The following is a 26,823-nucleotide window of genomic DNA, read 5'->3' on the forward strand; positions in this document are numbered from 1 at the left end:
AATATTTTGAGGTGTCAAAAAAAAAAGTAATTTTGCACTTCAATTTAAAAATTCCTCAGTAGCTCAGTTGGTTAGAGCATCTGACTGTTAATCAGAGGGTCCCTGGTTCAAGTCCAGGCTGGGGAGCAAAAATGAAAAAGAGCCTCGCATTTTGTGAGGCTCTTGTTATTTCATAGATTTTATTTGAGCAGTATTGTGAGCAAATTTAGGTTTATTTCGTTCAGACCGAATTAAGAATTATACTCAGACTTTTTTTGCATAATTGTACTCGACTTTTTATGATTGAAACAAAAATAAAAGGGATATACTTGAAAGGATTTTTTGTTTCAAAATTCGATTGTTTAAACCGTAAATTTCCGATATAATATATCTGCTCTGCTTTTTAGGAGAAGTATGTAATTTTTCTAATACTTTTTTCAATCAATTTATTAGCTCCATATTCTCTTTTTTCAATCCAATTGCCTTTTTTATCGTACTTATACCTTATCTGATACATAATTTCTTGAAGATTATTATCAGTTATTAGAGAATAAGTTACTTTTTCTTTAATCAGTTTTCCAGCAGAATTATAGATATATTCCTCAATTTCAGAAGGAAAATCATTTTCAATTTCTGATCCTTTAAAAGTTTCTTTTTTTACCAAAATATCATTATTGAAGTAATATTTCTCAACTCTGATACCACTGGCATGCTTTAAAATAGACTGAACTATTTTTCCCGAATTATCTACTTTATTTACAAGAGAATAGTTGTGTTTCTGTAATTTTAGATAAATACAATCCTCTTTCAATAAAATTCTAAAATTATTCGTTTCACTAATTTTTAATACTGATAATTCATCATTTATAAAAATCTTTTCTAAAAAGCAAAATTCACCGAACTTCTCAGTGAAATAAATATTCGTTTGTAAAAACTCTTTTTGATTATTGTATATATTAATTGTTATTTTATCACTGCTGTAATCGTACTTTTTTGAATTAAAATTCTGCTTATCATCAACATAATAATTCAATTCATTATATGTGCCATTTCTATTATACTTTTCATAAAAATTACAACAACTCGGGAAAAATTCTGATTCTTCTCCATTTTTTATTTTAAAAAACCTTGTTGAAACTGTTTCAACTTCCCCATTATACTCAGATTTATAATCACTCAACATGCTATTCCAGTTCTAAATCAGGAAGATATTTTTTATACAGTCTTTCGTACTCCTCTTGTGATATGCGAAGAAATTTTAAAGCTTCTGAGTGTGAATATCCACATTCTTTTTTCAAGGTTAGGTATGTGGAAAATTTACTGTAATCTTCCGACTCAGGAGTTTCTTCAAATCCGAAACCATTATCTCCTTCTTTTTCCATGATTAAAAAAATTTATAAGTATTTTGAGCAAAATTCCTTATCATAAATTTCCCCATATTTATAAAACAAACCCCCTTTTTCAAGAAGTTTTTTTTCAGCATAAGGTTCTTTGATACTTAATTCAGGATTTTGAACTCTTCGAAATTCAAATTCAGATCGTCTTAACCGACCAATTTTTTCGATTTTATAATCTTGTCCTAAAATTACAATAAATAATTCATGCCAAGGATTTTTAATTCTTGTCGTTCTGCCATATTTATTTTCAGAAGTAATTACTTTAACAGAGATTTTTGAATCCTTTTTACCTTTTAAACTATTATAATCACATAAAATATCAAAACCTTTTTCATTTTTTGAAGTATTTATTTCTGGATCCCTGCCTTCGTCTTCAAGAAATTGTAATACAACAAATTCTCCTATTCGCCCTATTATATTATCATTTCCTCTTAGAGCAGAGGATTTGTCGGCAAATTCTAAAAAGTCTTTACGAGAAGAAAGATATTTGTTGCATATCTCTTTTTCTTTTATGTATTTCATCGTTTAATCGATTTATTACATATCAGACCAAATATGTATATAAAACAAAAAAGCGTAGGTCTGTAGCTATTGTTCTCAGGTACCGCCAAGCACCTATCCTACAAAGCACAGCCTACACCCATCTCGGGCGTAAAGCAGATACTCTTGTAGGATTCTTTAAAATTGGCGGTTTTAGAGAACAAGAATAAAGCTATACGCTTTAAAAATATTTAAAAGAACTCAAAATTATACAATGCTAATGCAAATATACAAAATCAATTTTCAAGAATTAAAAAATTTTCATGTTTTACATTCACCAACATACCTTCTTTATAATATGCATTGTACTGTATTAAGCCATGTATTATTATTTCTGAACCTATCAACGAATCTAATATTTCTTCTATTTTATAAAATTCATTTGAGTTAACTCTTGCATTTAGTTTTTCCCCAACATCATTTTGTAAAATTATATTTGCATACTTTTTCTCTGTTTTAAATTTATCACAAACTTTATAAACTTTTATCAATTTTCCTTTAACATTGCGATAATAGTTATCATTTTTACCAAATCGGATATCATCGAACGTGCTAAGGTCTGTTTTTGTTGATTTTAAAACACATTCTTGTTTTCTTTCAAATAATTCAGATAAAAATGTAAATAGAAGCTCTTGAATTTGCACAAAATCGTCATTTGAAATCTTTTTTTCTTGTGAATCTAATGTAATAAAATCTTCAACAACAAACTCAAAAACCTTACTTATTGGATTTTCACGCAATAATTCTTCTAAAAGGTCTAAATATTCATTTCTTGATTCAATATCTTCAAATTGTAGATGATTATTAATCACCATTTCCCACTTATTTTTGCTTATAGTTGGGAATTTTCTAATTAAAATCTTTAACTCGTTTTTTAGATAAGTATTTAAATCTTCACAATTCAAACACTGTTTTAATAATAGTTCCTTTTCATTTCGTTTTTCTTCTTCATCAATAATATAAATTAATCTTTGCCCTTTAATACCGAACTCAATTTTAATAAGGCACATCTTCTTTAATTCACTTATTGAAGAACTTATAGCACCTGTTTTTCTATTGAACTTTTTTTCAAAATACCCATTTGTAGCATAGCAATATCCCTTTTCTTTTTCTTTACAAATCCGAAAAATTTCGAGGTAAATAAGCTTTGCTAAATCAGGTAAATCTTGTTGAATAATATATTCAAACCCTTCCCAAGATGAATTGCTTTGACGAACAGTAAAATTTCCCATAAAATAGATTTTAAAATTATTTACCGATCCGCCCCAGCTCAATAAAAAGCCAGCACTTGTAAGCATATCCTTACCACCTCATAAATTGAGGGTTTTACGAAGTTGTACTAAAATACATTTTGCAATAATAATGCTTGGGATAACTAAAATCAAGAAAACATACTAATTATTTTGCCCTATCGATTTTTCGATAGATATTAATAGTATTAATAAAAGATAATATTAAAATAGAATAATAAATAATAAATAATAGAAGGTAATCACAACGTGATTACCTACTTAGTTAGCAATTACGATGTAATTGCTTTTATTAATTATTAAAATGTTTAGGAATAATAGTATGTCTAAAATAAGTTATACCTCAAAAACACTTTTTATCCAACTCAAAAATTGTGATTTCTTGAAAAAGAATCAACTCAAATGCGAATTAATGAATTTGCTTATATTAATCGATATTTTGATTTTTTTTTGTTAACTGATAAAATTGTGAGATCAAAATAGAAACCCCTCAAAGTATTTTAAAAAAACGGCTTATTTTAAAGATAAAATTTGGTTTTAATATTTTCTAATTAAATTAATCAAATTTCAATTGAACTTGAATCAGATAAATTATTTGCTAATTCTTTAATTCTTCAAAATATGTGTTCATTTTTTCATCAATATAAGAGCGAGATAATTCAACATATCTATAAAATTCACTACTCGTACTACTATGACCGGAAATTTCTCTTGCTATAACCTCTGGAATTCCAAGTCTTAGCATTGTTGTTATTGCGGTTCTTCTCATTACATGTGTAGTCAAAAGTTCAGCAAATGATGTTTTTATTTTAACCTCAATATTTACACCTCTTTTGCTACGAATTTTCTTGATTTCGTCTGTCCACAAACAATGCCTTCCTAATTCTTTTAGATATTCATTTATTTTTTGATGGCTATATTGCGGTAAAAGTCTTTCAGATTTACTTTCGTATTTTTTTATAATATCAATAGCATATGGCGGTAATTTAATAGTAGTAAGCGTTTTAGTCTTTTTAGAAACAACATTTAAATAGTAATTATTTCTTTCAATTTTCAAGTTTTCTTTTGTTAATGACATTAAATCACTCACTCTTAAAGCTACTGTGCAACCGAATACAAAAATGTCTTTTATTCTTTGTATTTTTTCTGGTAATGAGTTTTCGAATTCCTTGTCATTAATAAGTTTTTTAAGTTGTTCAGGCTGAAGGGCAATAATTGGTATTTCTTCCTTTATCACATAAAAGTCCTTGTGATATGAGCCTATAGGGAGGTCTTTTTCTGATATTAAATAGGCAAAAAAGGCTTTTAGAATTTTAATTTTCGAACCTACTGCATTATCAAAATTGTTGCAGTCATTATAAAGGAATTCAGTAAAACGATAGTAAAACTCTTTGTAATACCGTTTAATATATGATAATTCCTCCTTCTTGATTAAATCTAAGTTATATAAGATGAGGTTGAATTTTTTCTTTTGTTCGAATTCAACTAAAATCGTACGTAAAGATTTATATCGATCAATAGTACTTTGAGAAATTTTAGATCCATTTTTCTGTAATCGTGTTCCAATTTTACTATCCTTTATAAATTCATCATATAGCATTAGAAATGACATTGTTTTTGACGGCTTTTTTACCTTTTCTTCCCTTTTTGGTATCAGAAGCTGAGAATTTAAAAAAGCCTTTAAATTCTCGTTATTTATCGGTGAATTTTGTATTACTGAATTTCTGTAGAAAGCTAAAAGATTATTTTCAAGTTTATTTAGAAGTAGGTTAATTTCTTCAAGGTTATCTTTTCCTCTAACTTTAATAGCTCTTTTAATATCTGTATCCCAATAATTAGGATTTATCTTTTGTCTCGTAGAGTAGATAAGTCTTCTTGCATTATAATTGAAGTGAAGTAGAATCAAAGTTTCTTCTTTAGCTTTTTTATCGTACAAATAATAATTTACTGTTGGCATTTTTTGTTATAAAAGTCCCAAGAATAATAATTGGGGACAACATTGGGGAGAGAAATTTCTGTTTTTATAAGTTTTTGAAAATTTATAATTGCGAAATGAATAGGTTATACACTGACATTATTTCAAGTTTTCTCAAAAATTGCCTAATACAGATTGGTTCTAATAACAAATTATACAGACTCCTCAGTAGCTCAGTTGGTTAGAGCATCTGACTGTTAATCAGAGGGTCCCTGGTTCAAGTCCAGGCTGGGGAGCAAAAATAAAGCCGTTGAAAGACGGCTTTTTTTATAAAAAAACAGTTATGGTTTTTACTGTGTATGTTTTAAAAAGCCTTTCAACAGGGAAACTATATACCGGACAAACAGAGGATATTCAAAGACGGATCAATGAACATCAGACGGAAACTGGTCCTGTTAGATATACAAAAGGACGTGGTCCTTGGGAATTAGTTTATACCGAAGACTTTTCAGATCGTTCTCAGGCAATGGCCAGAGAAAAATATTTGAAAACGGGTGCCGGGCGTGATTTTATAAAACGACAGTTGTTTTTGAAAGGTTAATCAGAGGGTCCCTGTCCGCCGCGGCGGACAAGTCCAGGCTGGGGAGCAAACAAAAAGCCGTTGAAAGACGGCTTTTTATGCAATAAGAAACGGCATTGTTAGTCAGAGGGTCCCTGTCCGCCGCGGCGGACAAGTCCAGGCTGGGAAGAATAAAATTAAGGGCTTCAGAAATAACTTACTGAAGCCCTTTTTATTTTACCAAAACATCCGGTTTTATTCTTGATTAAAAATAGTGTCTTCCACTTTAAATGTAAAAAAAAATTCACATCTGTACAAACTTATTTTTGCAACATATAAGGATAACGATAATCATTTGCGGGCAACAATGTTTCCTTAATTGTTCTTGGGCTTACCCATCTTAAAAGATTCAAATGGCTTCCTGATTTATCGTTTGTTCCGGATGCTCTTGCTCCACCAAAGGGCTGTTGTCCTACCATTGCTCCTGACGGTTTGTCATTAAAATAAAAATTTCCTGCTGCATATCTTAAATGTTTGCAAGCTTTAATCAAAGCATATTTGTCTTTTGAAAATACGGAACCCGTGAGAGCATAGGGTGATGTTTTGTCGCATATTTTCAACGTTTCTTCATATTCATTATCGTGATACACATAAATGGTCATCACAGGTCCGAAAATTTCTTCTTCCATTGTCAGGAAATGAGGATTTGTTGTATGAATTATTGTTGGCTGAATAAAATAACCTTTTGATTTGTCGCCTTCACCACCAATCATAATTGTTGCATCATTTGATTTTTTTGCTCTTTCAATATACGACATGATATTATCAAATGAAGCCTCATCAATTACTGCATTTACGAAATTGTCAAAATCTCTTACATCACCAACTTTAATGCTGTTTGTCATGTCGAGCACATAGCTTTTTATTTGCGGCCACAATGATTCTGGAATATATGCCCGTGAGGCAGCAGAACATTTTTGTCCCTGATATTCAAAAGCACCACGAACAATTGCTGTTGCAACTTCAATCGCATTGGCTGAATTATGAACAAAAATAAAATCTTTTCCGCCAGTTTCACCTACAAGTTTTGGATAAGATTTATACACGGAAAGCTTATCACTTGTATTTTTCCACAAAGTATTAAAAGTGCTTGTTGACCCGGTAAAATGTATTCCTGCAAGTTCAGGCTGGTTCAGAACTACATTACTAATTAAAGAGCCCTGACCGGGAATAAAATTAATAACTCCATCAGGCAAACCCGCCTCACTAAGAATTTTCATTAAAAAATAATTTGACAAAAGAGACGTGGTAGCGGGTTTCCAGACTGTGGTATTTCCCATCAAAGCCACCGAAGTGTTCAAGTTTGCAGCAATAGCGGTAAAGTTGAATGGAGAAATCGTAAAAATAAAACCTTCAAGCGGCCTGTACTCTATTCTATTAATCATATCGAAATCGGTTGTAGGTTGGTCACCATATATTTTTGCAGCGAAATGGGCGTTGAATCTTAGAAAATCTATTACTTCGCAAGCTGCGTCAATTTCTGCCTGAAAACAATTTTTCCCTTGACCAAGCATGGTTGCAGCGTTTAATGAGTTTCTGTATTTTTTTGAAATTAGCTCTGCTGCCTTGATTAAAATAGATGCTCTTTCAATCCATGAAATATTCATCCAGTCTTCTTTTGCTTTTAATGCAGCATCAACAGCCATTTTAACTTCTTTCTCGCTTGCGATATGGTAAGTTGCCAATACATGTTGATGGTCATGTGGCATGGTCAGCTTTTTTGTTTTGCCTGTTCTTACTTCTTTTCCGTCAATGATGAGCGGTATTTCAAATTCAGTACTGCACTGAACATTTATTTCATTTTGAAGCTTGGTTCTTTCTTCACTACCGCTTATATATTGAAAAACAGGTTCATTCTTTGGTTCTCTGAAATTAAATATTGCATTGTTCATAGTATAATTTTTTTAAATGGTTTGTTGTTTTACATGTAAAATTGCGATACTTAGGGTTGTGCTATTAAATTATGAATTTTCACTATTTCAAATATTTACAAGATATTGATGGTTCAGATTTCTACGTCACTCAATATGACCGACAAATAGTTATTTTCTCAATAGCACAACGGTTATACTTTAAAGTTTGTATAATAACTTATGGTTTTAGGTTCTGTCATTTCCTGCAGCGAAAATTTTATTCCTTCCCTGCCAAGGCCTGAATTTTTTACACCACCGAAAGGCATTGAATCCAGCCTGTAATCTGTAGAATCGTTTATCATTACCCCGCCGCATTCGAGTTGATAAGCAACCTTGAGCGCGGTATTGATATCGTTGGTAAATACTGCGGCATGTAACCCGAAAGGTAAGCTGTTCGCTTTTTCTATGGCTTCTTCAAGTGTTTTTACTGCATATAAATTAACAGCCGGGCCGAACACTTCGTCCTTATGTATTTTGGCTTTTTCAGGAACATTTTCTAAAACTGTTGGTTCCATTATTGCCCCCTTCCGCTTTCCGCCGCATAGGCAGGTAGCGCCCATTTTTACTGCTTCCTTCACCCATGTTTCAACACGTACTGCTTCTTTTTCTGTTATCATCGGACCCATATCGCAGTCTTCTGCCATTTTGTTGCCTACCTTGTATTTTTTTGTAATTTCAATAAATCGCTTTTTAAATTCTTTATAAATCCCCTGATGAATATAAATTCTCTGTACTCCAATGCAATTTTGTCCGGCTGCCCAGAAAGCGCCTGAAACGCACGATTCAACAGCCATTTGCAAATCAGCATCTTTCCAAACAATTACCGGAGAATTGGACCCAAGCTCCATACCGATTTTCTTTATACCTGCAATTTTTGTTATTTCTCTTCCGGCATCCAGTCCGCCTGTAAATGAAATCATTCTTACATCTTCGCTTTTACAAAGTATAGGACCGATTTCGCTTCCGTTTCCTGTAATTACCTGTAAACATTCGGCAGGTAACCCTGAAGCTAAAAATGCTTCAGCAAGTTTCAAAGCCGAGAGCGGGGTTACGGTAGCTGGTTTTAATATAACACTGTTTCCTGCGGCGAATGCTGGCCCTAATTTGTGAGCAACAAGGTTTAAAGGGTCATTAAAAGGAGTTATTGCTAATACAATTCCAATCGGGAAACGGTAATAGTAGCCTATTCTTTGTTCTCCCCCCGGGAATGAATTAAAAGGGATGGTTTCACCTAAAATTCTTTTTGATTCTTCAGCCGAAATTCGAAGTGTGTTAACGCAACGCATAGCTTCTTTTCGTGCTTCCTTAATTGTTTTTGAACCTTCTCTTGCTATGGTTTCAGCAAAATCATCTTTGTATTTCTCAACATATTTTGCCGTTTTGAAAAGAATATTCGCCCTTTCATAAACAGTCATTTTCCGGGCAATATCAAATCCTCTCTTTGCCGACTCAATAGCTTTTAATGCGTCGCTCTCAGTAGCTTTCTGAACTACATCTATTAACGAATTATCATATGGGTCATAAACTTTAATAGTTTCTTTTTTTACTACCCATTTACCGCCTAATAACATTTTCATAAAAGTGTTTTTTTAATTATTAATTTTTTTTATTGTCATTCATACATGCAGATACATGTAAAAAGTTGAATTGATTTACGTGAATTATTTTAAAAAATGAAATGATGCCGAACGCTATAGGTTTTAGCGTTTCATCAATAATACAGAATTTGCTTTGAAATAATGCTTAGACCAAATAATATATTTCAAGACAAAGATTCATGGAATGCTATTTGAAAAAAAATGATTTTTCCGATATGTATTATAATACATATCGGTTGCAAATTTAAAAAATTTTAATAATACCATCAACGATTTTAAAAAAAAATCAATACTTACTTTTTCAAAAAGTAATTGTTTTATCAATCTCCCCCATAACCCTTGCCGTTTCCGTTAATGATACAATAATTTTCTGATAGTGCAGAATATCCTCAAACGATAAACCCCGACCTTTACGGTCTTTTAGCCATTTTTGAGCAGGTTGGTATCCGCCAATGTAAAATTCCCAGGCGATTTGCGGAACTCCGGCAAAGTATTGTGTTTCGTTTATCCAGACTTTTCCGACCACCCCGTGCTCTCCTTCGGGTTTTGTCGTCCCGACCACCCCGGCCCTCCGAAGGAGGGTGGAGGCGGGGTGGCCGGAGCTTTCCTGTGCGGCAATAGCAATGTGTTCACGTTGTTTTAAGGCTGTTTTTATTTTTTCCAAAACTACCGCTATATTGTTTAGAACCTCTTCGTTTTTGAAACGCAGCACTTCATAACCTATTTCGTTTAACCTTGCGGTGCGGCTTTCATCGTATTCTTTTTGAAAGTCATGTATCTTGCCGTCCACTTCAATGATCAGTTTGTACCACAGGCAAACAAAGTCGGGGATAAAACAATCCACAATATGCTGCCTTCTGAAACGCGCACCAAGTTTCTTTCCGCGCAGTTCCTGCCATAATATTTTCTCTGCTTCGGTCATATTTGCTTTTAGTCGGTCTTTGTCTTCTTTACGAACAGCGTAATATCCCGGCGCTGCTGTCTGCCACCCATATTCCATAACCTTGTTGTCATCAAAGTCATCTTCTTCTTGTGCGTAGGCCGGAGTGGGCAACAGTTCAAACCTAACTTTAGTTACTTCGTTTGTTCCGGTTTCGGGATATGTGGTAATAAACTGGTTTACTTTTGGACTTTCCAATAAATGTAACTGCCGGAGTTCTCCGCCTAAAGCAACCAACTGCCAGAATGTTTCTTTGTTTTCGGGGTATGGCACTCTCGGAAAATCAATTTTTAAAAACTCTTTGTATTTCTCCCGGTAGGTTGGGCTGTGCAGCACTGCGTATATGTAATCCAAAATATCAATCGGGGCAAATTGCCCCTTGTGTCCTTCGGACACATTACCCGACGGGGAAAAATCTGGTTTTTCGGGTGTAAAAGTTAAACCGAGTTTTTCAGCAATTTGGTTTACTATTACTAAGTTTAGGTTGGGTATTCTTTCGGGTGTTTGTTCGGTGCTTTGCTGAGCGGTAGTTTCGGGATAAAGATAAAGAGGATATATATAACCCCATTCCTTAGTTTGAAGCGATATTGCACCACTTTCCATTAGAGTTTTAGATACTAAGATGTGTTGAAAATCAAAAGTACTTTGTTGCCTAACGGTAATTAATCCTAAATTATCACCATTAAAAAAATGACGCATCGTGTCTAATCTTGGGCGACCAACAAAGCCACCAGATTTTTCCGTCATATAAATAAACCTTATATCAAATGGTCTATAAAATATTTTATAATAAGCACCCTTATTATTTATTATATCATCTTTCGCCTTTTGAGCTGTCCAACCACTGGTATCGGTCAATGAGTAATTTCTTTTTAGATTTTCAACAGTTATTTCCTTAAAATTATTTACAACTTTTTCAAGTTCATTTTTATTCATATTAATTGTTAATCCGTCATTTTTAGTTTGAATACCGGAATTTGAGTTAACAAATAATATATTTATTGAAAAACCTAATGAATATCTATCTTCTGCGTCAACATTTCTTGGAACAAAAAAGTAATTAGGGGTTTGATATTTAATTACATTCCACTTTATGGACTTATAAGAGTTTAAATTTAATGTTTCATACTTAAATTCACGTTTGCCTTGTAAATCACTATGAAGTATTTGTCCTAATCCGTTTTTATTTTTCTTGCCTGTTTTTACAAAAATGTTGATACTGACTCCCTGCATGATATCAAATACATTTTGGTCATATGAACCATCCTGACAAACTTCTTTTTTCTTAGCATTGCCATGTAAATCAAGAATATATATCTTATCAAAGCTTTCTAATAAATGTTTACGCATTTGGCGGTGTGTGACGCCATCAATAAAACTATTATTCGATATATATGCTAAAATTCCTTCACCATTTTTTTCAATGAAATGCTGTCCGTAACGAATGAATTTAATGTAGTCATCATCAAGGTTAATTTTTCTCTCATTCAAATCTTTTTTATAATCTGATATAAGGTTTTGTATCCATTCACCTTTGTTGCTGCTGCTTACCGAATATGGAGGATTCCCAATAATTACCATCACCGGCGTATCACGTTTTACCCGGTTGGCTTCGCTGGCTTCGTCAGATAACCAGCTTGCAAACAAAGTTCCGGTATCGGGGTGGTGTTCTTCAAGAGAATTGGTTAGGTAAATACGAAACCGGCCACCCCCAATCCCTCCGTTGGAGGGGCGGTATCCGGTTTCGTGAAATAACATATCCATTTTCAGGTGTGCCATGCTGTATGAAGCCATTAGCAACTCAAAACCGTTAAGCCGGGGTATTAAATGGTCTTCAACGTACTGGCTCCAGATGCCCTGCTGCCCCTCAAAGCGTTTGTAAATCTGTTTAACGATTTCGGCAAGAAATGTTCCTGTACCACATGCCGGATCAAGTATCTGTACCTTGTGTACTTCCTTTTCAACATCAACGTAAGTTACATTAGAACGCCTGTCAGCGGTGGCTTTTACAGGTTCTTTTACTTTTATTTTCGTTTTTGTGGTATCGGCTAATCCGTTTTCAAGTCCAAATTCCGTTTTAAGAATGTCGTCAACAGCCCGAACAATAAAATTTACAACCGGCTCGGGTGTGTACCAAACACCCCGGGCTTTGCGCAACTTGGGATCGTATTCAGAAAGAAAGGTTTCGTAAAAATGTATGATAGGATCTGTTTGTTGTGTCGCCTTGCCAAAATTATTCAATATAGCTGCCACATCAGATGCCTGAAAAATTGTTACTAATTCGTCCACTATCCATTTAATACGTTCGTCAAGGTCGTATCCGGCAATATACTGAAACAGTTTACGCAAAAACGGGTTGGTTTTCGGTATCAGTTCCGCAGCTTCCTGTCGGGTAAAGTCTTTGAGTGATGAATCGTGATAGCGTGCTGCAAACATTCCGTAAGCAATGGTTTGTGCATAAATATCCGAGAACTCTTTAACCGTGATGTCGTGTATCAGGTGCTGCTGAAATGCCGTTAATTGCTGCCTTATGCTGTTGTTGGCGTTTTCGTAAACCATATTTTCAGTATTCGGCTCTTCTGCAGACAAAGCTTTGTCGATAGTATTGGCAAGCAGTCGGGCTTTTGCCGCCATCATGCCTGCAAGTTTTGAGGGGCTTTTTATGGTTTGTCCGGCATAACTGCAAAAATTCTGTATTAGCCGGGTAAAAGTTTCAATATTTTCAGTTTTTGCAACAATTTTATTGCCCTGTATGTCGGCAAGGGTAACAGAGGTGGTATAATTGCCTTCAATGTACAGGCTAAACTGCAAATAATTTGTAATAATCAGGTTAGGTAACGAACTCCGGTAGCGGTCGAATTGTTCTTTGTACTGTTTGCTGTTCAAATCTGCGCCCAAATCTTTGGCTTCGATATAACCAACAGGAATTTTACGTTTGGTAATGATATAATCTGGGGCTCCGCAGGCAACACGGGTGGGTTCGTTGGTAACAAGCACATCAGGGGTAATGGTTTCTAAAAGATTTTGCAGGTCTCCACGGTAACTATGTTCTGTTGATATTCCGGCTTTGTATCGGGTGTTGATTTTTTCGATGTATTCGGGGATGGTCATTGTAACTAAAGGAGTTTAGATTTTTCAAAATCGTAAAAGAAGTTTTTGTCAATATTTATGTGCCGGAATTTGTTTAAGTATGTCCCGGTACAGAATTTATACTGAAGTTTTTGTAAAGGAATGATATAAACGGATTCGGGTTTGTCGGGCTCGCCGCCTACACCCAAAATGACAAAAACGGGAATTTTGAGCATGGCTGCATATTCAGCGTAATTTTTTACCTGATATTCTTCTGCCCAATTAATACCGCCTTTGTAAAGATTTTTACGCCATTTACACTCAACGGCAAAGGTCTTGTTTATGTCCTTCCCCGGCAAAGAGAAACTAATTTCAAGGTCGGGAAAATGGTTTGATACCGGGTATATGCCATCCACGTATTTGTCGCTTCGCCATTCTTCAACCTGAAAATAATCTCGGTCGAACTTTTTTACCACCCATTTTTCAAAGGCATCGCCTTTTTGTTTGTTTTCGTCTAAATTATCATTCATTGCTAATAGAGTAAAAATAGGTATGTAAAATTAATAAAATCCTTAAAACAAAAAAGCCGTTGAAAAACGGCTTTTTTTATGGGTTCAGGAATATTGATAATTATTCTTAAGAAAAATAAAATGATTTTCTGTTTGAGAACATGTAGTTCAGGAAATTTCAGAATAAATCGCCAAATGCACTTTTGTATCCATCGGCATCATTGCCATAAGATTTTACTCTTCCTTTATGGATCTTATAAGTACATTTTTCACCGGTAATCTTGGAAAAAACAATGATGGATTCGCTGCCGTCTTCTTCCTGCATGATTATCTTTGCAAGGTTTTTACTGTATTCTTTAGCGTCTAAGTTTTCGTAACAAATGGGACAAATGAAATTCACTATTTCACCCTCCTTAAAGTCGCTGTATTCGGGATGCATTTTAACGGTGTAATCGCCGAGTTCAGAGCTTACCAGCAACAGGCCTGATTTACCTTTGGATGTTTTTGTCAGGAAAATGATACTGTTGGATACTCTTAAATGCCCTTTACAATGGGGGCACAGAAAATTTGTTTTCATGATGACTGTGTATTTATCACATCAAATATCGTAATTTTTTTAATTATCAAGAGAATTTACAAAAAGTTTTTTGTGAATTTTAATTTGAATGAAATATAAAACCCTTTTTGGAATTGATTTTTTGCTATATTAATGCTTTGTTCTCTTGCTTTCAGGATAGTTAGAATAATCTTTTATACTTTTGCATTTTAAAAAAACAGCACATGAAAAAAATTTTAGGAATTGGCAATGCCCTGGTGGATATCATGACTCTTCTGGAATCAGAGGATTTTTTAAAGGAGATTCATATTAAGAAAGGAAGTATGCAGCTTGTTGACTTCGACCTGTCATCGGAAATATTATCCAAAACCGATACACTTAAAAAGGAATTGTCGTCGGGCGGCTCTGCAGCCAACACCATTCATGGTATCGCCAATCTGGGCATAAGTTCTTCTTTTATTGGCAAAGTAGGCAGAGACAATTACGGGCTGTTTTTTGCCGATGACATGCGCCAGAATAATATCATCCCTATGTTGTTTGAAGGAAGCGCCGACAGCGGCAGGGCCATTGCACTCATAAGCCCTGATTCGGAAAGAACATTTGCTACATACCTTGGCGCTGCCATTGAACTTACTGCCGAAGACCTGAGCGATGAACTCTTTGAAGGGCATGATTACCTTTACCTGGAAGGTTATCTGGTGCAAAACAGAGCCCTGATTAATAGAGCATTAACATTGGCATCACAGCACAAACTCAAAGTTTGCCTTGACCTGGCAAGTTATAATGTGGTTGAACAAAATGTGGATTTTTTAAATCAGATTATTCGTGATAGTATTGACATTGTTTTTGCAAATGAAGAAGAAGCTTTGGCCCTGTGTGGTAAAAACCCCGATGAAGCGCTCAATTATATTGCTGAAATGTGCGATATCGCGGTGGTCAAAACAGGGAAGAATGGCTCTTTGGTAAAAAGAGGGGATGAGATATTTAAAATACAAGCGGTAGCTGCAAATTGTATTGATACCACCGGTGCCGGAGATGCTTACGCTGCCGGATTTATATACGGGCTGGCGCACAACCTTTCGCTTGATAAATGCGGGGCCATAGGCTCGCTTATTGCTGCGAAAGTGATAGAAGTTGTTGGTGCAAAACTGGATACAAAATCATGGGAACGAATTAAAAAAGATATTGAAAAAATCACAAAGGATTAATGGATTTCCCTATATCATTGATTTAGCTGACTAAGCGCTTCATTATAATGCTGAAGAAAAAACATTGTTAAAAATCTAAAGTTTTATTTTTTCTTATTGTCTCCGTTTAATACCAATTGTATTTATTTTGTAGTCCAAGGACAAAAAATAAAATACAATGGTTAATGCCGTTGTTACATGAAAGTAGTCCAATAAGAAAAGTCGTCATTGGACTATATTGAATGTGCAATCGGTATGATTTTATTTTTTTGAAAATCCCTGGATTTTTGTGTTGGTAATAAAATTATTTTTGCAGCTCAAAATTCCCAAATGCTACAATTTGAAAAACTAAATCTCGGAACACTTGAAAAAAGCACGTTCCGGATTCATTTTGCTTATTCTATCATTGAAGGCTTTATACTTGGCGTACTTGCACTCAACGAATTTGTGTTTCTGATAAGCCTGGCAGGCACGGATGCCGGGGTGAGTGTTTTGTTTCAGTTCAGCGTATTTGTGCTGACATTTTCTATATTGCTTAATGAATGGATGCGCCGGGTGAAAAAGGTGAAAAAGTTTTTATTTCTTCTGGGGTTGATTACACGCCTTCCCTTGTTTCTGCTTCTTTTTTTCCCTGCCGGACTGAGCCATTCGGCTGACAATTACATATATCACTACATTTTTCTCGGCATTTTTTTGATGTATTATTTTGCCAATCCTATTATTTACCCAGTGATAAACCAGCTGTTAAAAACCAATTACTCACATTACAACTTCAGCATACTTTACAGCTGGTCAACCATAGTGAACAAAATCGTTATGCTGATTGTTACCTTTGCATTCGGCTGGCTGCTTGATGCAGACAAAGATGCCTACCGCTATGTTTTTCCGTTTGTGTCTGTTTCAGGAATTTTTTCTGTATGGCTGCTCACGCGCATTGAAAACAGCAACCTGACTGTTACAAGGCCGGCTTTACCCTTATGGAAATCCATCAGGGCGAACATTAAAAATATGCGCCGTAAAATGGCCGGCAACAAACCCTTTCGCGACTTTGAAGCGGGTTTTATGTTTTATGGTTTTGCTTTTATGGGCACGGTGTCGGTTATAGCCATATTTTTTCAGAAGGAGCTCTCGCTGAATTATTCGAGTGTGGCTTTCTATAAAAATTCTTATAATTTGCTGGCGATAATCATATTGCCCATGTTTGGAAAACTAATGGGAAAAATAGACCCGAGGCGCTTTGCCGCCATCACTTTTGCTTCCTTACTTTTCTACCTGCTGTTTATTATGCTTACGTCATATTTTCCCTGGTTTGTTTGGTTTAAGGGCATTAAAATCTATTATTCCTTGCTTGCTGCGATGATTTTTAACGGTGTTTTTGCAGCCACCATGGGATTGCTGTGGAGCATAGGCTCGGCATATTTCAGCCCGAAAACTGAAGTTTCGGATTACCAGGCCATACACCTGACATTAACAGGATTTCGTTCTTTCTTTGCACCTATGCTTGGACTGGGAATTTACCTGCTCATAGGTTTTACGGCGACATTTATCACGGGCATAGTATTTTTGCTGATAGCCGTAATTATTTCCATGAGGTCAATAAAAAAATATGATTTGAAGGGGTTGTAGAAGAATTTTTTTTGCAGAGCTTTCGGAAAAAAATCCAACAATTATTAGGCAAGATTATATCTCTCGGGATGTTTGGCAACTCTGCCTTTGTAGAATTTTTCAATTATCTTGAAATCCTCTTCATAATTGCCGCTGGGATAAATAATTACATCGGAAACACAACAGACTTTCTCCTTGTAATCAACATAGCAAAGCACAATGGGTATTTTAGCGGCTTTAGCAATGAAATAATAGCCTTTTTTCCAGTTGGAGGTGTATTTGCGTGTGCCCTCGGGCGTGATGATAAGGCAAAGGTCTTTTGAATTTTTAAAAATATTAACCACATGTTTTGTCACGTTGCTGCCATGAGCACGGTCGACAGGAATTCCTCCGCACCACTTTAATAAATGCCGGAGCGGGAAGTGGAAATATTCTTTCTTGATCATGAATTTTGCATTGAGTTTATGAGAAATGGCAGAAAACAGTCCTATGGGGAAATCCCAGAAACTCGTGTGGGGAGCGACAAGAAATATGCAGTTGCCAATGTTTTCAGGCATCAGCGAAACAGGTTTCCATCCGAAAAGTTTCAAAATAAAACGAAAAAAATTTCTCATTAATAAATAAATATTAAATTCCGATGTTTAACAAAACCGGTTTTTTAATTTCCGGCAAAATTCCTGAAGTGCAAAACTAACACAAAAAACAAAAATTTAGTACTTTTGCGCCGGTGAAAAATATCAGAAATTTTTGTATTATAGCGCACATTGACCACGGGAAAAGCACGTTGGCCGATCGTTTGCTCGAAGCTACAGGCGCTATTTCGGAACGCGAATACAAAGACCAGGTGCTTGATGATATGGACCTGGAACGTGAGCGGGGCATTACCATAAAAAGCCATGCCATACAAATGGAATATGATTACAAAGGTGAACATTATTTTATGAATCTCATCGATACCCCAGGCCATGTGGATTTTTCTTATGAGGTTTCACGTTCCATAGCTGCCTGCGAAGGGGCGTTATTAGTAATTGATGCCACCCAGGGAATACAGGCACAAACCATATCAAATCTTTATCAGGCCTTGGAACATGAGCTTGAAATAATTCCGGTGCTTAACAAAATGGACATGGAAAGTGCCATGCCCGAAGAAGTGAAAGACCAGATTGTTGACCTTATCGGGTGCCGCCGAGAGGATATTATTGAAGCAAGCGCAAAACTCGGAGCAGGTATTGATGAAATTCTGGAAGCTATTGTGGTACGTATTCCCTGCCCGATAGGCGATCCCGACAAACCATTGCAAGCGCTGATTTTTGACTCTGTTTTTAATTCGTACAGGGGCATTATTGCCAACTTCCGTATTTTCAACGGTACGCTGAAACGCAACGACCTGGTTAAGTTTTATGCAACAAACCACGAATATCATGCCGATGAGATAGGGGTGCTGAAACTTGATTATCAGCCTAAGGAAAAGATGTCGGCAGGGGAAGTCGGCTATATTATTTCGGGTATAAAATCGGCTAAGGAAGTGAAAGTCGGGGACACCATTACACATGTTGAAACCCCTTGCGACAAAGCTGTTTCCGGCTTTCAGGATGTGAAACCTATGGTTTTTGCGGGAGTTTATCCAGTGGATGCGGATGATTACGAAGAGTTGCGCGTTTCGATTGAAAAATTACAATTAAACGATGCTTCTCTGCATTTTGAACCGGAATCTTCCGCAGCTTTGGGATTTGGGTTTCGTTGCGGTTTTCTCGGATTGCTGCATATGGAAATTATTCAGGAGCGTTTGTACCGGGAGTTTGACATGGATGTTATCACGACGGTGCCCAATGTTTCCTTTAAAGTGTTTACAACAAAAGGCGAGGAAATTGATGTTCACAATCCGTCGGGCTTACCTCCGGCAACAAATATCGAACACATTGAAGAACCATATATCCTGGCACAGATTATTTCCAAATCAGAATACACCGGGCAGATAATGACCTTGTGTATCGAAAAAAGAGGTATTATTAAAAATCAGGTATATCTTACCAGCGACAGGGTTGAACTCACATTTGAGATGCCATTGAGTGATATTGTTTTTGACTTTTATGACAAACTCAAGAGTATTTCTCGCGGTTACGCCTCTTTTGATTATCACATTATTGGCAACAGGCCTGCTCATCTTGTTCGCCTGGATATCTTGCTTAACGGGGAAATGGTGGATGCTTTATCAACACTTATACACAGAGACTATGCTTATGATGTAGGGCGAAAAATGTGCGAAAAATTAAAAGAACTAATACCCAGGCAACAATACGAAGTAGCTATACAGGCAGCCATCGGCTCGAAAATAATTGCCCGCGAAACCATCAGACCGGTACGCAAAGATGTAACAGCTAAATGTTACGGCGGAGATATCACACGCAAAAGAAAACTGCTGGAAAAACAAAAAAAAGGAAAAAAACGCATGAGGCAGATTGGCAGCGTAGAGGTTCCACAATCGGCATTTTTGGCCGTTTTGAAACTTTAGCACTTTTTTTACTAATTTTACATCGTCGAAAAATATAAACCTATGTCAGGACATAATAAGTGGTCAACAATCAAAAGAAAAAAGGGAGCCCTTGACTCAAAGAGGTCAAAGATTTTCTCCAGAATTATTAAAGAGATAAATATTGCAGTTAAAGAAGGTGGCCCTGACCCCGACGGCAATCCGAAACTGAGGCTGGCCATCGCTAATGCCAAGGGCGCAAACATGCCCAAGGAAAATGTTCAGAGAGCCATAAATAAGGCTTCTGACAAAGATGCTTCCAGTTATTCGGAAGTTACTTATGAAGGCTACGCACCTAACGGAATTGCCATATATATTGAATGTGCAACAGACAATGTGCAGCGTACCGTCTCCAATATCCGGTCTTATTTCAACAAGCATGGTGGAAACCTTGGAACCAATGGTTCTTTAAGTTTTATTTTTGATCGCAAAGGAATTTTTCGTCTTTCTAAAGGAAATATCAACACAGATGAGTTCGAGATGGAAATAATTGATGCTGGTGCAGAGGATATTGATTATGAAGATGACACTATTGTAATTACTACTGCTCTTGAAAACTTTGGTCCCATGCTAAAGAAACTTGAAGAATTGAAGCTGGAGGTGGAAAGCGCAGAATTACAGCGTATCCCTAAAACAACCACTTCTTTAGATAAAGAGTCTTCCCAGAAGGTACTCAGGCTGATTGAAGTTTTCGAAGATGATGATGATGTGCAAAATGTATATCACAACCTGGAATTAACGGATGAACTTATAGCGGAAATTTAATCGCTGATTTAATGATAAAAAAAAGAGCAGCCAGGCGGCTGCTCTTTTTTTATAATAAAAACCTGTTGTTATTTCAGGATTTGGATTTTTCTCATGGTAACTCCATTGTCGGTATAAATACGCAGGAAATAAATACCATTGATTAAATCAGAAGTATTAATTGTAGCCTCGTTGCTCTGAACCAATGTTTCTGACACCACTTGTCCCTGAAGATTAACAATCACAATCTGTTTTATTGTGGTGTTCATGATTACATTAACAATATCTTTTGATGGGTTTGGATAAACACTGAGTGTTTCATTGGCATTATTATCATCAATTCCTGCTGGAGCTACATTTACTGTTACTGTCCAGTTCTGAGTTGTAACGCCATCAGTTGCAGTTACTGTATATGTAACAGGATTTGTAAAATCCTGAGCTACGCCGCTTTCGGGGGAAATTGTTGTTCCGCATGATGTAACAATAGTTGGTATTAAGGCAGTGACATCTGTACCAAAAGGAACAATAAGCGATACCGTATGACTTGTAGCATTTACAACGCCGACAACAGCTGGTGTCAGCCCGTTAAAATCGAAAGTCAGAATTTCTGTGGGAAGTGGTGAGCTAAAATATTCTACATTACTCAACTGCCCTGCACCTGAAGCATCGAATCCGGTTGCAACATAGTATCTGATTTCGTCATCTATAAGGAACGTTGCTGCTGCGTATCCTATTGCAGGAGTTGTTTTATCCTGTAGCGCAGTCCATGAATTATTTATAATATTATAAATATAAGTTTTTGGCACGGCTCCCCAGTAACCGCCAGCAACACCATCATTGCCTCCTGTATAAATTACTTCACAAGGGGACCATAAATCAGCCTTGATTTTATAAACCCCACCCGTAGGACAAACAGCTCCACTAGTCCAAGTAATAAGATCAGGGTTGGAGCCATCAACGGTTCCAATATAAACATTACCGCTAATAACATCATTAACAATACCCTGAATATAAACCAACTTATTATCAGTTGCAACTAAACTACCTCCGAATACTCCTGTAATAGAAGAAATAGCACTGGATGTTGTCCACGTATTTGTAGAAATATTATAACGATAGGTAGTATTTACAGCACTGCTGCCATTGTGACCACCAACACAATATATGTTTCCATTTATTGCTGCGATATTTGTCCATCCTAAAGCAATAGGTAGATTTGCTAAAGTTGACCAGGAATTACCTGCAATATCATATTTGTAAAAAACATTGGTATAAACACTATTAGCATCTGAACCCTGTAATACATAGATGTAATCCCCAACAGTCACAGCGCAGTTCACAAGACTCGTATCAGGCATCACTGCTCCAGCGCTCCATGTGCTTGTTTCAATATTATAAATCGAGAGATTTGTTCCAATGCCCGATACATTATCATTGCCTCCAATGGAATAAAGAAAATGATTTGTCCCGTTGAAATATCCTGCAGAAGCTCCTAAATAAACAGGGGCCGGAATTGTACCGGTTGCTGCTACCCAGGCCTGGGGTGTTACCGTAACGTCTTGGTCTAAAGTATCGTTAGCAGTATTCCCGTCAAGTGCAACAGTAACAAATGCCGTTAAAGTATTATCGCCATCAGCGGGAGTCCAGTTCGGGAATGTAACATCATAAGTGGAGTCAGGAGCAATTGAAGTAGAAACATTGACCGTTTGGTTATAAGCTGCGCCGTCTTTTAATGTAACTGAATAACTAGCTTCAGCAGTAGCACCAACATTTTCAACTGTAACCACAGGAGCAACTGTGGAGCCTGAAAGAAGGAATCCTTTAGGTGTTATATTTGTAACGGTCAGGTCATGTGTTTCAGGTGCAAAAACCAGAATATCATCAACAGCCCAGTACCATGAATAATCTCCGATCCATCTCCATTTGATTTTTACTTGAGAATGTCCGGCAGCTATAGCAGAAATATTATATTCTGCAGCTTCTGCATTTGCAGTTGATGTTGCACTCCAAGCCTGCAAAGATGTCCAATTTGTTCCATTGTCACCGCTGACAAATACTTCTGCAGATCCGCCAAATCCGGCTTCAAAATAATGTTCAAATGATAGTTTAACAGCAGTTAAACCTGAGCAATCAAATGCCGGTGAAATTAAATCGGCATTTTCTGCCAATCCATCATTACCTAAATCATCGCTGTCAAAAATGGCAAAACCATTTGCTGCCGTTGTTGTGTTAATTATTTGTTCACCCGGATTGTTAAACACCCAAACTCCACCGCCTGTGTTGTCAATAGTGTCCCATCCTACAGGCAAAATACCATCACTGAAATCTTCAGAAAAAATGGTGGCTTTTGTGTTTAAGATATTATGCAGTTTAACTGTTTTGCCTTCAGCAAAATATTTGTTTCCTGCATTTACACTAGGGGAAGAACTTAAATTCAAAACACTTTGAAGATTGTTTTGATTTGCTTTTTGGGCGCATAAACTAAATGCGACTAAAAAAGCTGTGATCATTGTAAATGTAATTTTTTTCATTTTTTTTGAGTTTTAGTGAATAAATAATTTCTTTACTGCAAGTTTAAGCTATTTATTTATATAAAATTAGTTATTAGGGAAATTTATTTTTTTAAGGGCATTTTTTTGAATTAACAAAATATTCAAATAACATTGTATCTTTGTGTTTTAACAGTAAAAATAATTGTTCGTCTGAAAACAATAATTTATGAATAAAGTTTTTTTATTTATGGTTGTTTTGTCTTTATCCGGCAACATCATTATGGCACAGGATGTAAATAAAAAGATGTTTGATGAAAAAAGCCAGAAAAATATACTTGTTGGGATATGTACCCGTGAGGGTTTATTGTCCTGCCCGTTTGCTGAAGATTATTATCTGGAATACCCGGCTTACAAACCTGATGAAGCGGTTTTGAATGAGTTTAAAGGCTTGTTTAGTGAAATAAGTTGTGTTTTGGTGCTGGGAACATGGTGCGGCGATAGCAAAGAACAGGTGCCACGCTTTTTTAAAATTCTGGATTTGTCAGAAACTCAATTTGAAAGTTTCGAAATATTTTGTGTTGACCGGAATAAAGAAGCAGAGGGCATGGATGTCAAAACAAAATGTAACATAGAAAAAGTTCCTACATTTATTTTTTATAAGGGTGAAAAAGAAATAGGCCGTATCATTGAAACTCCTGTTAACAGCCTTGAAAAAGACATGCTTGAAATATTATCTAATTGATTTTCTTTAAGATTTCTTTTTGTTGTTTTTCAAATCCGGGTTTGCCCAGCAGGGCGAACATATTATTCTTGTATGCTTCAACACCCGGCTGGTCAAAAGGATTTACATCAAGCATATATCCACTGATGCCACAGGCAAATTCAAAGAAATACAATAACTGTCCGAGATAAAATTCATTTATTTCCGGAATACGTATTTCAATAACCGGTACTCCACCGTCGGTGTGAGCTACAGAGGTTCCCAGGGTAGCCATACAATTTATATCATGAATGCTTTTGTCTGCGAGATAGTTTAATCCATCATCATCAGTTTTTTCATGCGGAACTTTCAGCAATGCCCGGGGCTTTTCAGTAAGAAGCATGGTTTCAAAGATGATTCTTTGTCCTTCTTGTATGTATTGCCCCAACGAATGTAAATCCGTGCTGAAAATTACACCCGCGGGGAAAATCCCCTTTCCGTCTTTTCCTTCACTTTCTCCGAATAACTGTTTCCACCATTCCGTAATATAAAAAAATTCCGGCTCAAAACTGGCCATGATTTCGATGGATTTATTAGTACGGTATAATGCATTTCTTAATGCTGCATATAAGCATGCAGGGTTATCTTTAAATGCAGGTGATTTTAATAATTCATTCTGCATATATGCCCCCCCTCTTAAAAACGAAGAAATATCAAACCCTGCAACTGCGACAGGAAGCAATCCAACCGGGGAAAAAACAGAGTATCTGCCTCCTACATCATCGGGAATAATAAAAGTAGTGTAGTTTTCTTTGTCTGCCAGTTTTTTCAGGGCACCTTTTTCTTTATCGGTTATAGCGATAATGCGTTTTCCGGCATTTATTTTTCCGTATTTTTTTTCAATGTGTTTTTTTAAAAGCCGGAAAGCGAGTGCCGGCTCGGTGGTAGTTCCCGACTTGGATATGACTACGATGCTATAATCCTTATTATTGAGAAAATTTAACAGGTCATTCAGATAACTACTGCTTATATTGTGCCCTGCATAAAGTATCCGGGGATGCCCTTTTTTATATTCAGGGAAGCTATGGCTAAGTGCCGAAATAACAGCTCTTGCTCCCAGATAAGAACCACCTATTCCAATGACGACAATTACTTCAGAAATTTTTTTGATGCGCTCCGATTCTGTGATGATTTTATTATATGATTTTGATTTAAAAATTTTGCCGGGTAAATGAAGCCATCCCAGAAAATCATTGCCCTTGCCTGCTTTTCCATTTAGTTGTTTGTATGCAATATTTGCTTCTTTTTGAAGCGATTTAATTATATCATAGCTAACAAAAGGAATCACCCTGTCAATGTTTATTTTGATGCTTTTCATTTTTTTCTTAATTTTGGTGTGAAATTATAAAATATAAAATAAAAAAGAGCGGTTAAATCCGCTCTTCCTTAGAAATTAATAACCAAAATTATAATAACCAAAAATTTTTAATAATTAATTATTTATATAATACAAAAATTATTTTAACGGAATAAAGGTACGCATAAAAAGATACCTCGCTCTGTTAAGATAGGTTAATAATAGTTAATATTTGTTAATTTAGATAAATAGATTTGATGAATAAAAAGGTGGTTTACCTGGTGATTTTCCTGATGATGATGGCAATGATAGTGTTGTTTTCCATTCAATTTTACTGGATGAAAAACGCCATTGCCATGGGAGAAGCAAATTTTACGAGAAGTATCAATGAGGCCATGAACAATGTGATTTATAAGCTGGAAAAGCTTGAAATTGCAGAGCAGATACGTTCCAAAATGTATCGGAACAAACAGGGAAAAAAAATAATGCAAACCATTGATTCTATAAACAGAGTGTATGCAAAGGAAATTGAATCTGTTAATGCAGATACTTTGGATAATGACAGTTCTCAGGTATCAAAAAACATCTTTAATGTTACCAGCGAAAAAATAAATGTAACGGTTTTACAGGAGCACACCGGCGAAATTATTAAAACCTATGACACTACCATTGTTACTATTAAAAAACGAATGAATTCTCCCGACCCGTCTTCTCCTGTAATTTCTGATATTCCCGGATTATCTTATGGTATTGATAGCATGTTGTCGAAGGAAGTTGATATTCTGAAAGAGAATATAGACAAATATCTTGACAGAACAACGCTTGTAAATGATGTGTTTAACGACCTGTTTAATTTTAAACACTACGATGATATTGAAAACAGGTTGAATTTTATTATTCTTGATTCAATGATACAAGAGGAATTGCGAAAAAAAAATATTTATTCCGACTACGAATTTGGTGTTTACAGCCCGTTGAGAAATGTTATGATTATTGAAAAAACAGGGCATTATCATAAAAAACTACTTGAAGAAGGTTATGCTTTCAATATTTTTCCGAGGGATTTGTTTATGACCCCGGAATATCTTATGATTTATTTCCCTAACAAAGCAGCTTATCTTTTTATGCAAAACTGGCAGATGATTTTACTTTCTTTCATTCTGATTTTTATCATTGCTTTTTCGTTTAGTTACACAATAATTACAATTTTTAAGCAAAAGAAACTATCGGAAATGAAAAACGACTTCATCAATAATATGACACACGAGTTTAAAACCCCTATTTCAACCATTGCACTTTCCTGTGAAGTATTGTCCGATAACAGTGTGGAAAAATCACAACCACTATATAATAATTATATTCGTGTTATAAATGAAGAGAACAAAAGGCTGGGCGCTATGGCTGAGAAAATATTGCAAACGGCTGTGATTGACAAAGGACAGGTAAATTTACATACCGAACTCATTGATATACACAAAATTATTAATGAAACTGTCCAAAGCATCCGGATACAGGTTGAGGTGAAAAAAGGTATGATAAAAACAGAGCTTAATGCAGAAAACACTTTAATAAGCGCCGATAAAACCCACATAACAAATGTTATATATAACGTGATTGATAATGCCAACAAGTATTCCATTGTGAACCCGTATATCATTGTTAAAACCAACAGTGACAACAAGGGGATTCATATCACCGTTTGCGATAATGGCATTGGAATAAGCAAAGCAAACCAGAAGAAAATATTTGACAGGTTATACAGGGTGAACACCGGTAATGTCCACAATGTAAAAGGTTTCGGACTGGGGCTTCATTATGTGAAAACTATTGTGGAAACACATGGCGGAAAAGTAAACGTGGAAAGTGAAATTAAAAAAGGAACCACAATTTTTATTTTTCTGCCTTTTGATTGTAAAAAATAAT

The 26,823-nt window shown here is 35.7% G+C and carries 20 protein-coding genes and 2 tRNA genes; 9 read left to right on the forward strand and 13 right to left on the reverse strand.

Annotated features, from left to right (window positions below):
* Nucleotides 1-52 precede the first annotated feature (52 nt).
* A tRNA-Asn gene (locus tag M0R16_01835) sits at nucleotides 53-126 on the forward strand.
* Between the two features lie 256 nt (nucleotides 127-382).
* Here the strand turns inward: M0R16_01835 and M0R16_01840 are convergent.
* The 5 genes from M0R16_01840 to M0R16_01860 all read right to left on the reverse strand — a co-directional run bounded on the left by M0R16_01840 (nucleotide 383) and on the right by M0R16_01860 (nucleotide 5,123).
* Nucleotides 383-1,162: a hypothetical protein gene (locus tag M0R16_01840; protein MCK9611622.1), complete on the reverse strand. Its 780-nt coding sequence runs from the start codon at nucleotides 1,160-1,162 to the stop codon at nucleotides 383-385.
* 1 nt (nucleotide 1,163) lies between these two features.
* Nucleotides 1,164-1,361, reverse strand: coding sequence for a hypothetical protein (locus tag M0R16_01845; GenBank protein ID MCK9611623.1), 198 nt, complete (start codon nucleotides 1,359-1,361; stop codon nucleotides 1,164-1,166).
* 12 nt (nucleotides 1,362-1,373) lie between these two features.
* On the reverse strand, nucleotides 1,374-1,898 hold the full coding sequence (locus M0R16_01850) for a hypothetical protein (protein MCK9611624.1): 525 nt from the start codon (nucleotides 1,896-1,898) through the stop codon (nucleotides 1,374-1,376).
* A gap of 254 nt (nucleotides 1,899-2,152) precedes the next feature.
* Nucleotides 2,153-3,148: a helix-turn-helix domain-containing protein gene (locus tag M0R16_01855; GenBank protein MCK9611625.1), complete on the reverse strand. Its 996-nt coding sequence runs from the start codon at nucleotides 3,146-3,148 to the stop codon at nucleotides 2,153-2,155.
* A 616-nt stretch (nucleotides 3,149-3,764) separates the two neighbouring features.
* Nucleotides 3,765-5,123 (reverse strand): tyrosine-type recombinase/integrase, encoded by a 1,359-nt coding sequence (locus tag M0R16_01860; protein ID MCK9611626.1) that lies wholly within the window; start codon nucleotides 5,121-5,123, stop codon nucleotides 3,765-3,767.
* A gap of 180 nt (nucleotides 5,124-5,303) precedes the next feature.
* Between M0R16_01860 and M0R16_01865 the strand changes: the two genes are divergently transcribed.
* Nucleotides 5,304-5,377, forward strand: a tRNA-Asn gene (locus M0R16_01865).
* A gap of 47 nt (nucleotides 5,378-5,424) precedes the next feature.
* Complete coding sequence (locus tag M0R16_01870; GenBank protein MCK9611627.1) at nucleotides 5,425-5,682, forward strand: GIY-YIG nuclease family protein; 258 nt, start codon at nucleotides 5,425-5,427, stop codon at nucleotides 5,680-5,682.
* A gap of 278 nt (nucleotides 5,683-5,960) precedes the next feature.
* Here the strand turns inward: M0R16_01870 and pruA are convergent, their stop codons facing one another.
* The 5 genes from pruA to M0R16_01895 all read right to left on the reverse strand — a co-directional run bounded on the left by pruA (nucleotide 5,961) and on the right by M0R16_01895 (nucleotide 14,306).
* Nucleotides 5,961-7,592 carry an L-glutamate gamma-semialdehyde dehydrogenase gene (gene pruA / locus M0R16_01875; GenBank protein ID MCK9611628.1) on the reverse strand — a complete coding sequence of 544 codons (1,632 nt, stop codon included), beginning with the start codon at nucleotides 7,590-7,592 and terminating at the stop codon, nucleotides 5,961-5,963.
* A 173-nt stretch (nucleotides 7,593-7,765) separates the two neighbouring features.
* On the reverse strand, nucleotides 7,766-9,190 hold the full coding sequence (locus tag M0R16_01880; GenBank protein MCK9611629.1) for an aldehyde dehydrogenase family protein: 1,425 nt from the start codon (nucleotides 9,188-9,190) through the stop codon (nucleotides 7,766-7,768).
* Nucleotides 9,191-9,512: 322 nt separating this feature from the next.
* Entirely contained in the window at nucleotides 9,513-13,262 is a 3,750-nt protein-coding gene (locus tag M0R16_01885) for a DUF559 domain-containing protein (GenBank protein ID MCK9611630.1), read from the reverse strand.
* Nucleotides 13,263-13,267: 5 nt separating this feature from the next.
* Nucleotides 13,268-13,750 (reverse strand): hypothetical protein, encoded by a 483-nt coding sequence (locus M0R16_01890; protein ID MCK9611631.1) that lies wholly within the window; start codon nucleotides 13,748-13,750, stop codon nucleotides 13,268-13,270.
* Between the two features lie 157 nt (nucleotides 13,751-13,907).
* Nucleotides 13,908-14,306: a hypothetical protein gene (locus tag M0R16_01895; GenBank protein ID MCK9611632.1), complete on the reverse strand. Its 399-nt coding sequence runs from the start codon at nucleotides 14,304-14,306 to the stop codon at nucleotides 13,908-13,910.
* A gap of 203 nt (nucleotides 14,307-14,509) precedes the next feature.
* Here M0R16_01895 and M0R16_01900 point away from each other — a divergent pair, with 203 nt between their 5' ends.
* Nucleotides 14,510-15,493 (forward strand): adenosine kinase, encoded by a 984-nt coding sequence (locus tag M0R16_01900; GenBank protein ID MCK9611633.1) that lies wholly within the window; start codon nucleotides 14,510-14,512, stop codon nucleotides 15,491-15,493.
* Between the two features lie 309 nt (nucleotides 15,494-15,802).
* Nucleotides 15,803-17,098, forward strand: coding sequence for an MFS transporter (locus tag M0R16_01905; protein ID MCK9611634.1), 1,296 nt, complete (start codon nucleotides 15,803-15,805; stop codon nucleotides 17,096-17,098).
* A gap of 44 nt (nucleotides 17,099-17,142) precedes the next feature.
* On the opposite strand, the gene M0R16_01910 is transcribed toward M0R16_01905, so the two are convergent.
* A complete protein-coding gene (locus tag M0R16_01910; GenBank protein ID MCK9611635.1) occupies nucleotides 17,143-17,691 on the reverse strand; it encodes a 1-acyl-sn-glycerol-3-phosphate acyltransferase in 549 nt (182 codons plus the stop codon).
* A gap of 113 nt (nucleotides 17,692-17,804) precedes the next feature.
* On the opposite strand from M0R16_01910, the gene lepA reads away from it, so the two are divergent.
* Both lepA and M0R16_01920 read left to right on the forward strand, forming a co-directional pair.
* Nucleotides 17,805-19,589 carry a translation elongation factor 4 gene (gene lepA / locus M0R16_01915; GenBank protein ID MCK9611636.1) on the forward strand — a complete coding sequence of 595 codons (1,785 nt, stop codon included), beginning with the start codon at nucleotides 17,805-17,807 and terminating at the stop codon, nucleotides 19,587-19,589.
* A gap of 42 nt (nucleotides 19,590-19,631) precedes the next feature.
* The gene (locus M0R16_01920) at nucleotides 19,632-20,372 is read left to right on the forward strand and encodes a YebC/PmpR family DNA-binding transcriptional regulator (protein MCK9611637.1); all 741 of its coding nucleotides are present in this window, start codon (nucleotides 19,632-19,634) and stop codon (nucleotides 20,370-20,372) included.
* Nucleotides 20,373-20,440: 68 nt separating this feature from the next.
* On the opposite strand, the gene M0R16_01925 is transcribed toward M0R16_01920, so the two are convergent.
* The gene (locus M0R16_01925) at nucleotides 20,441-22,882 is read right to left on the reverse strand and encodes a T9SS type A sorting domain-containing protein (GenBank protein ID MCK9611638.1); all 2,442 of its coding nucleotides are present in this window, start codon (nucleotides 22,880-22,882) and stop codon (nucleotides 20,441-20,443) included.
* Between the two features lie 187 nt (nucleotides 22,883-23,069).
* Here M0R16_01925 and M0R16_01930 point away from each other — a divergent pair, with 187 nt between their 5' ends.
* Nucleotides 23,070-23,585: a thioredoxin family protein gene (locus M0R16_01930; GenBank protein ID MCK9611639.1), complete on the forward strand. Its 516-nt coding sequence runs from the start codon at nucleotides 23,070-23,072 to the stop codon at nucleotides 23,583-23,585.
* Here M0R16_01930 and M0R16_01935 read toward each other — a convergent pair.
* Nucleotides 23,578-24,921, reverse strand: a complete 1,344-nt coding sequence (locus tag M0R16_01935; GenBank protein MCK9611640.1) for a glucose-6-phosphate isomerase — start codon at nucleotides 24,919-24,921, stop codon at nucleotides 23,578-23,580. The two genes, M0R16_01930 and M0R16_01935, sit on opposite strands and share 8 nt — an antisense overlap.
* Before the next feature lie 236 nt (nucleotides 24,922-25,157).
* Here M0R16_01935 and M0R16_01940 point away from each other — a divergent pair, with 236 nt between their 5' ends.
* Nucleotides 25,158-26,822, forward strand: coding sequence for a HAMP domain-containing histidine kinase (locus tag M0R16_01940; protein ID MCK9611641.1), 1,665 nt, complete (start codon nucleotides 25,158-25,160; stop codon nucleotides 26,820-26,822).
* Nucleotide 26,823: the final 1 nt, after the last annotated feature.

The organism is Bacteroidales bacterium, assembly GCA_023228145.1.
Taxonomy (GTDB): domain Bacteria; phylum Bacteroidota; class Bacteroidia; order Bacteroidales; family CAIWKO01; genus CAIWKO01.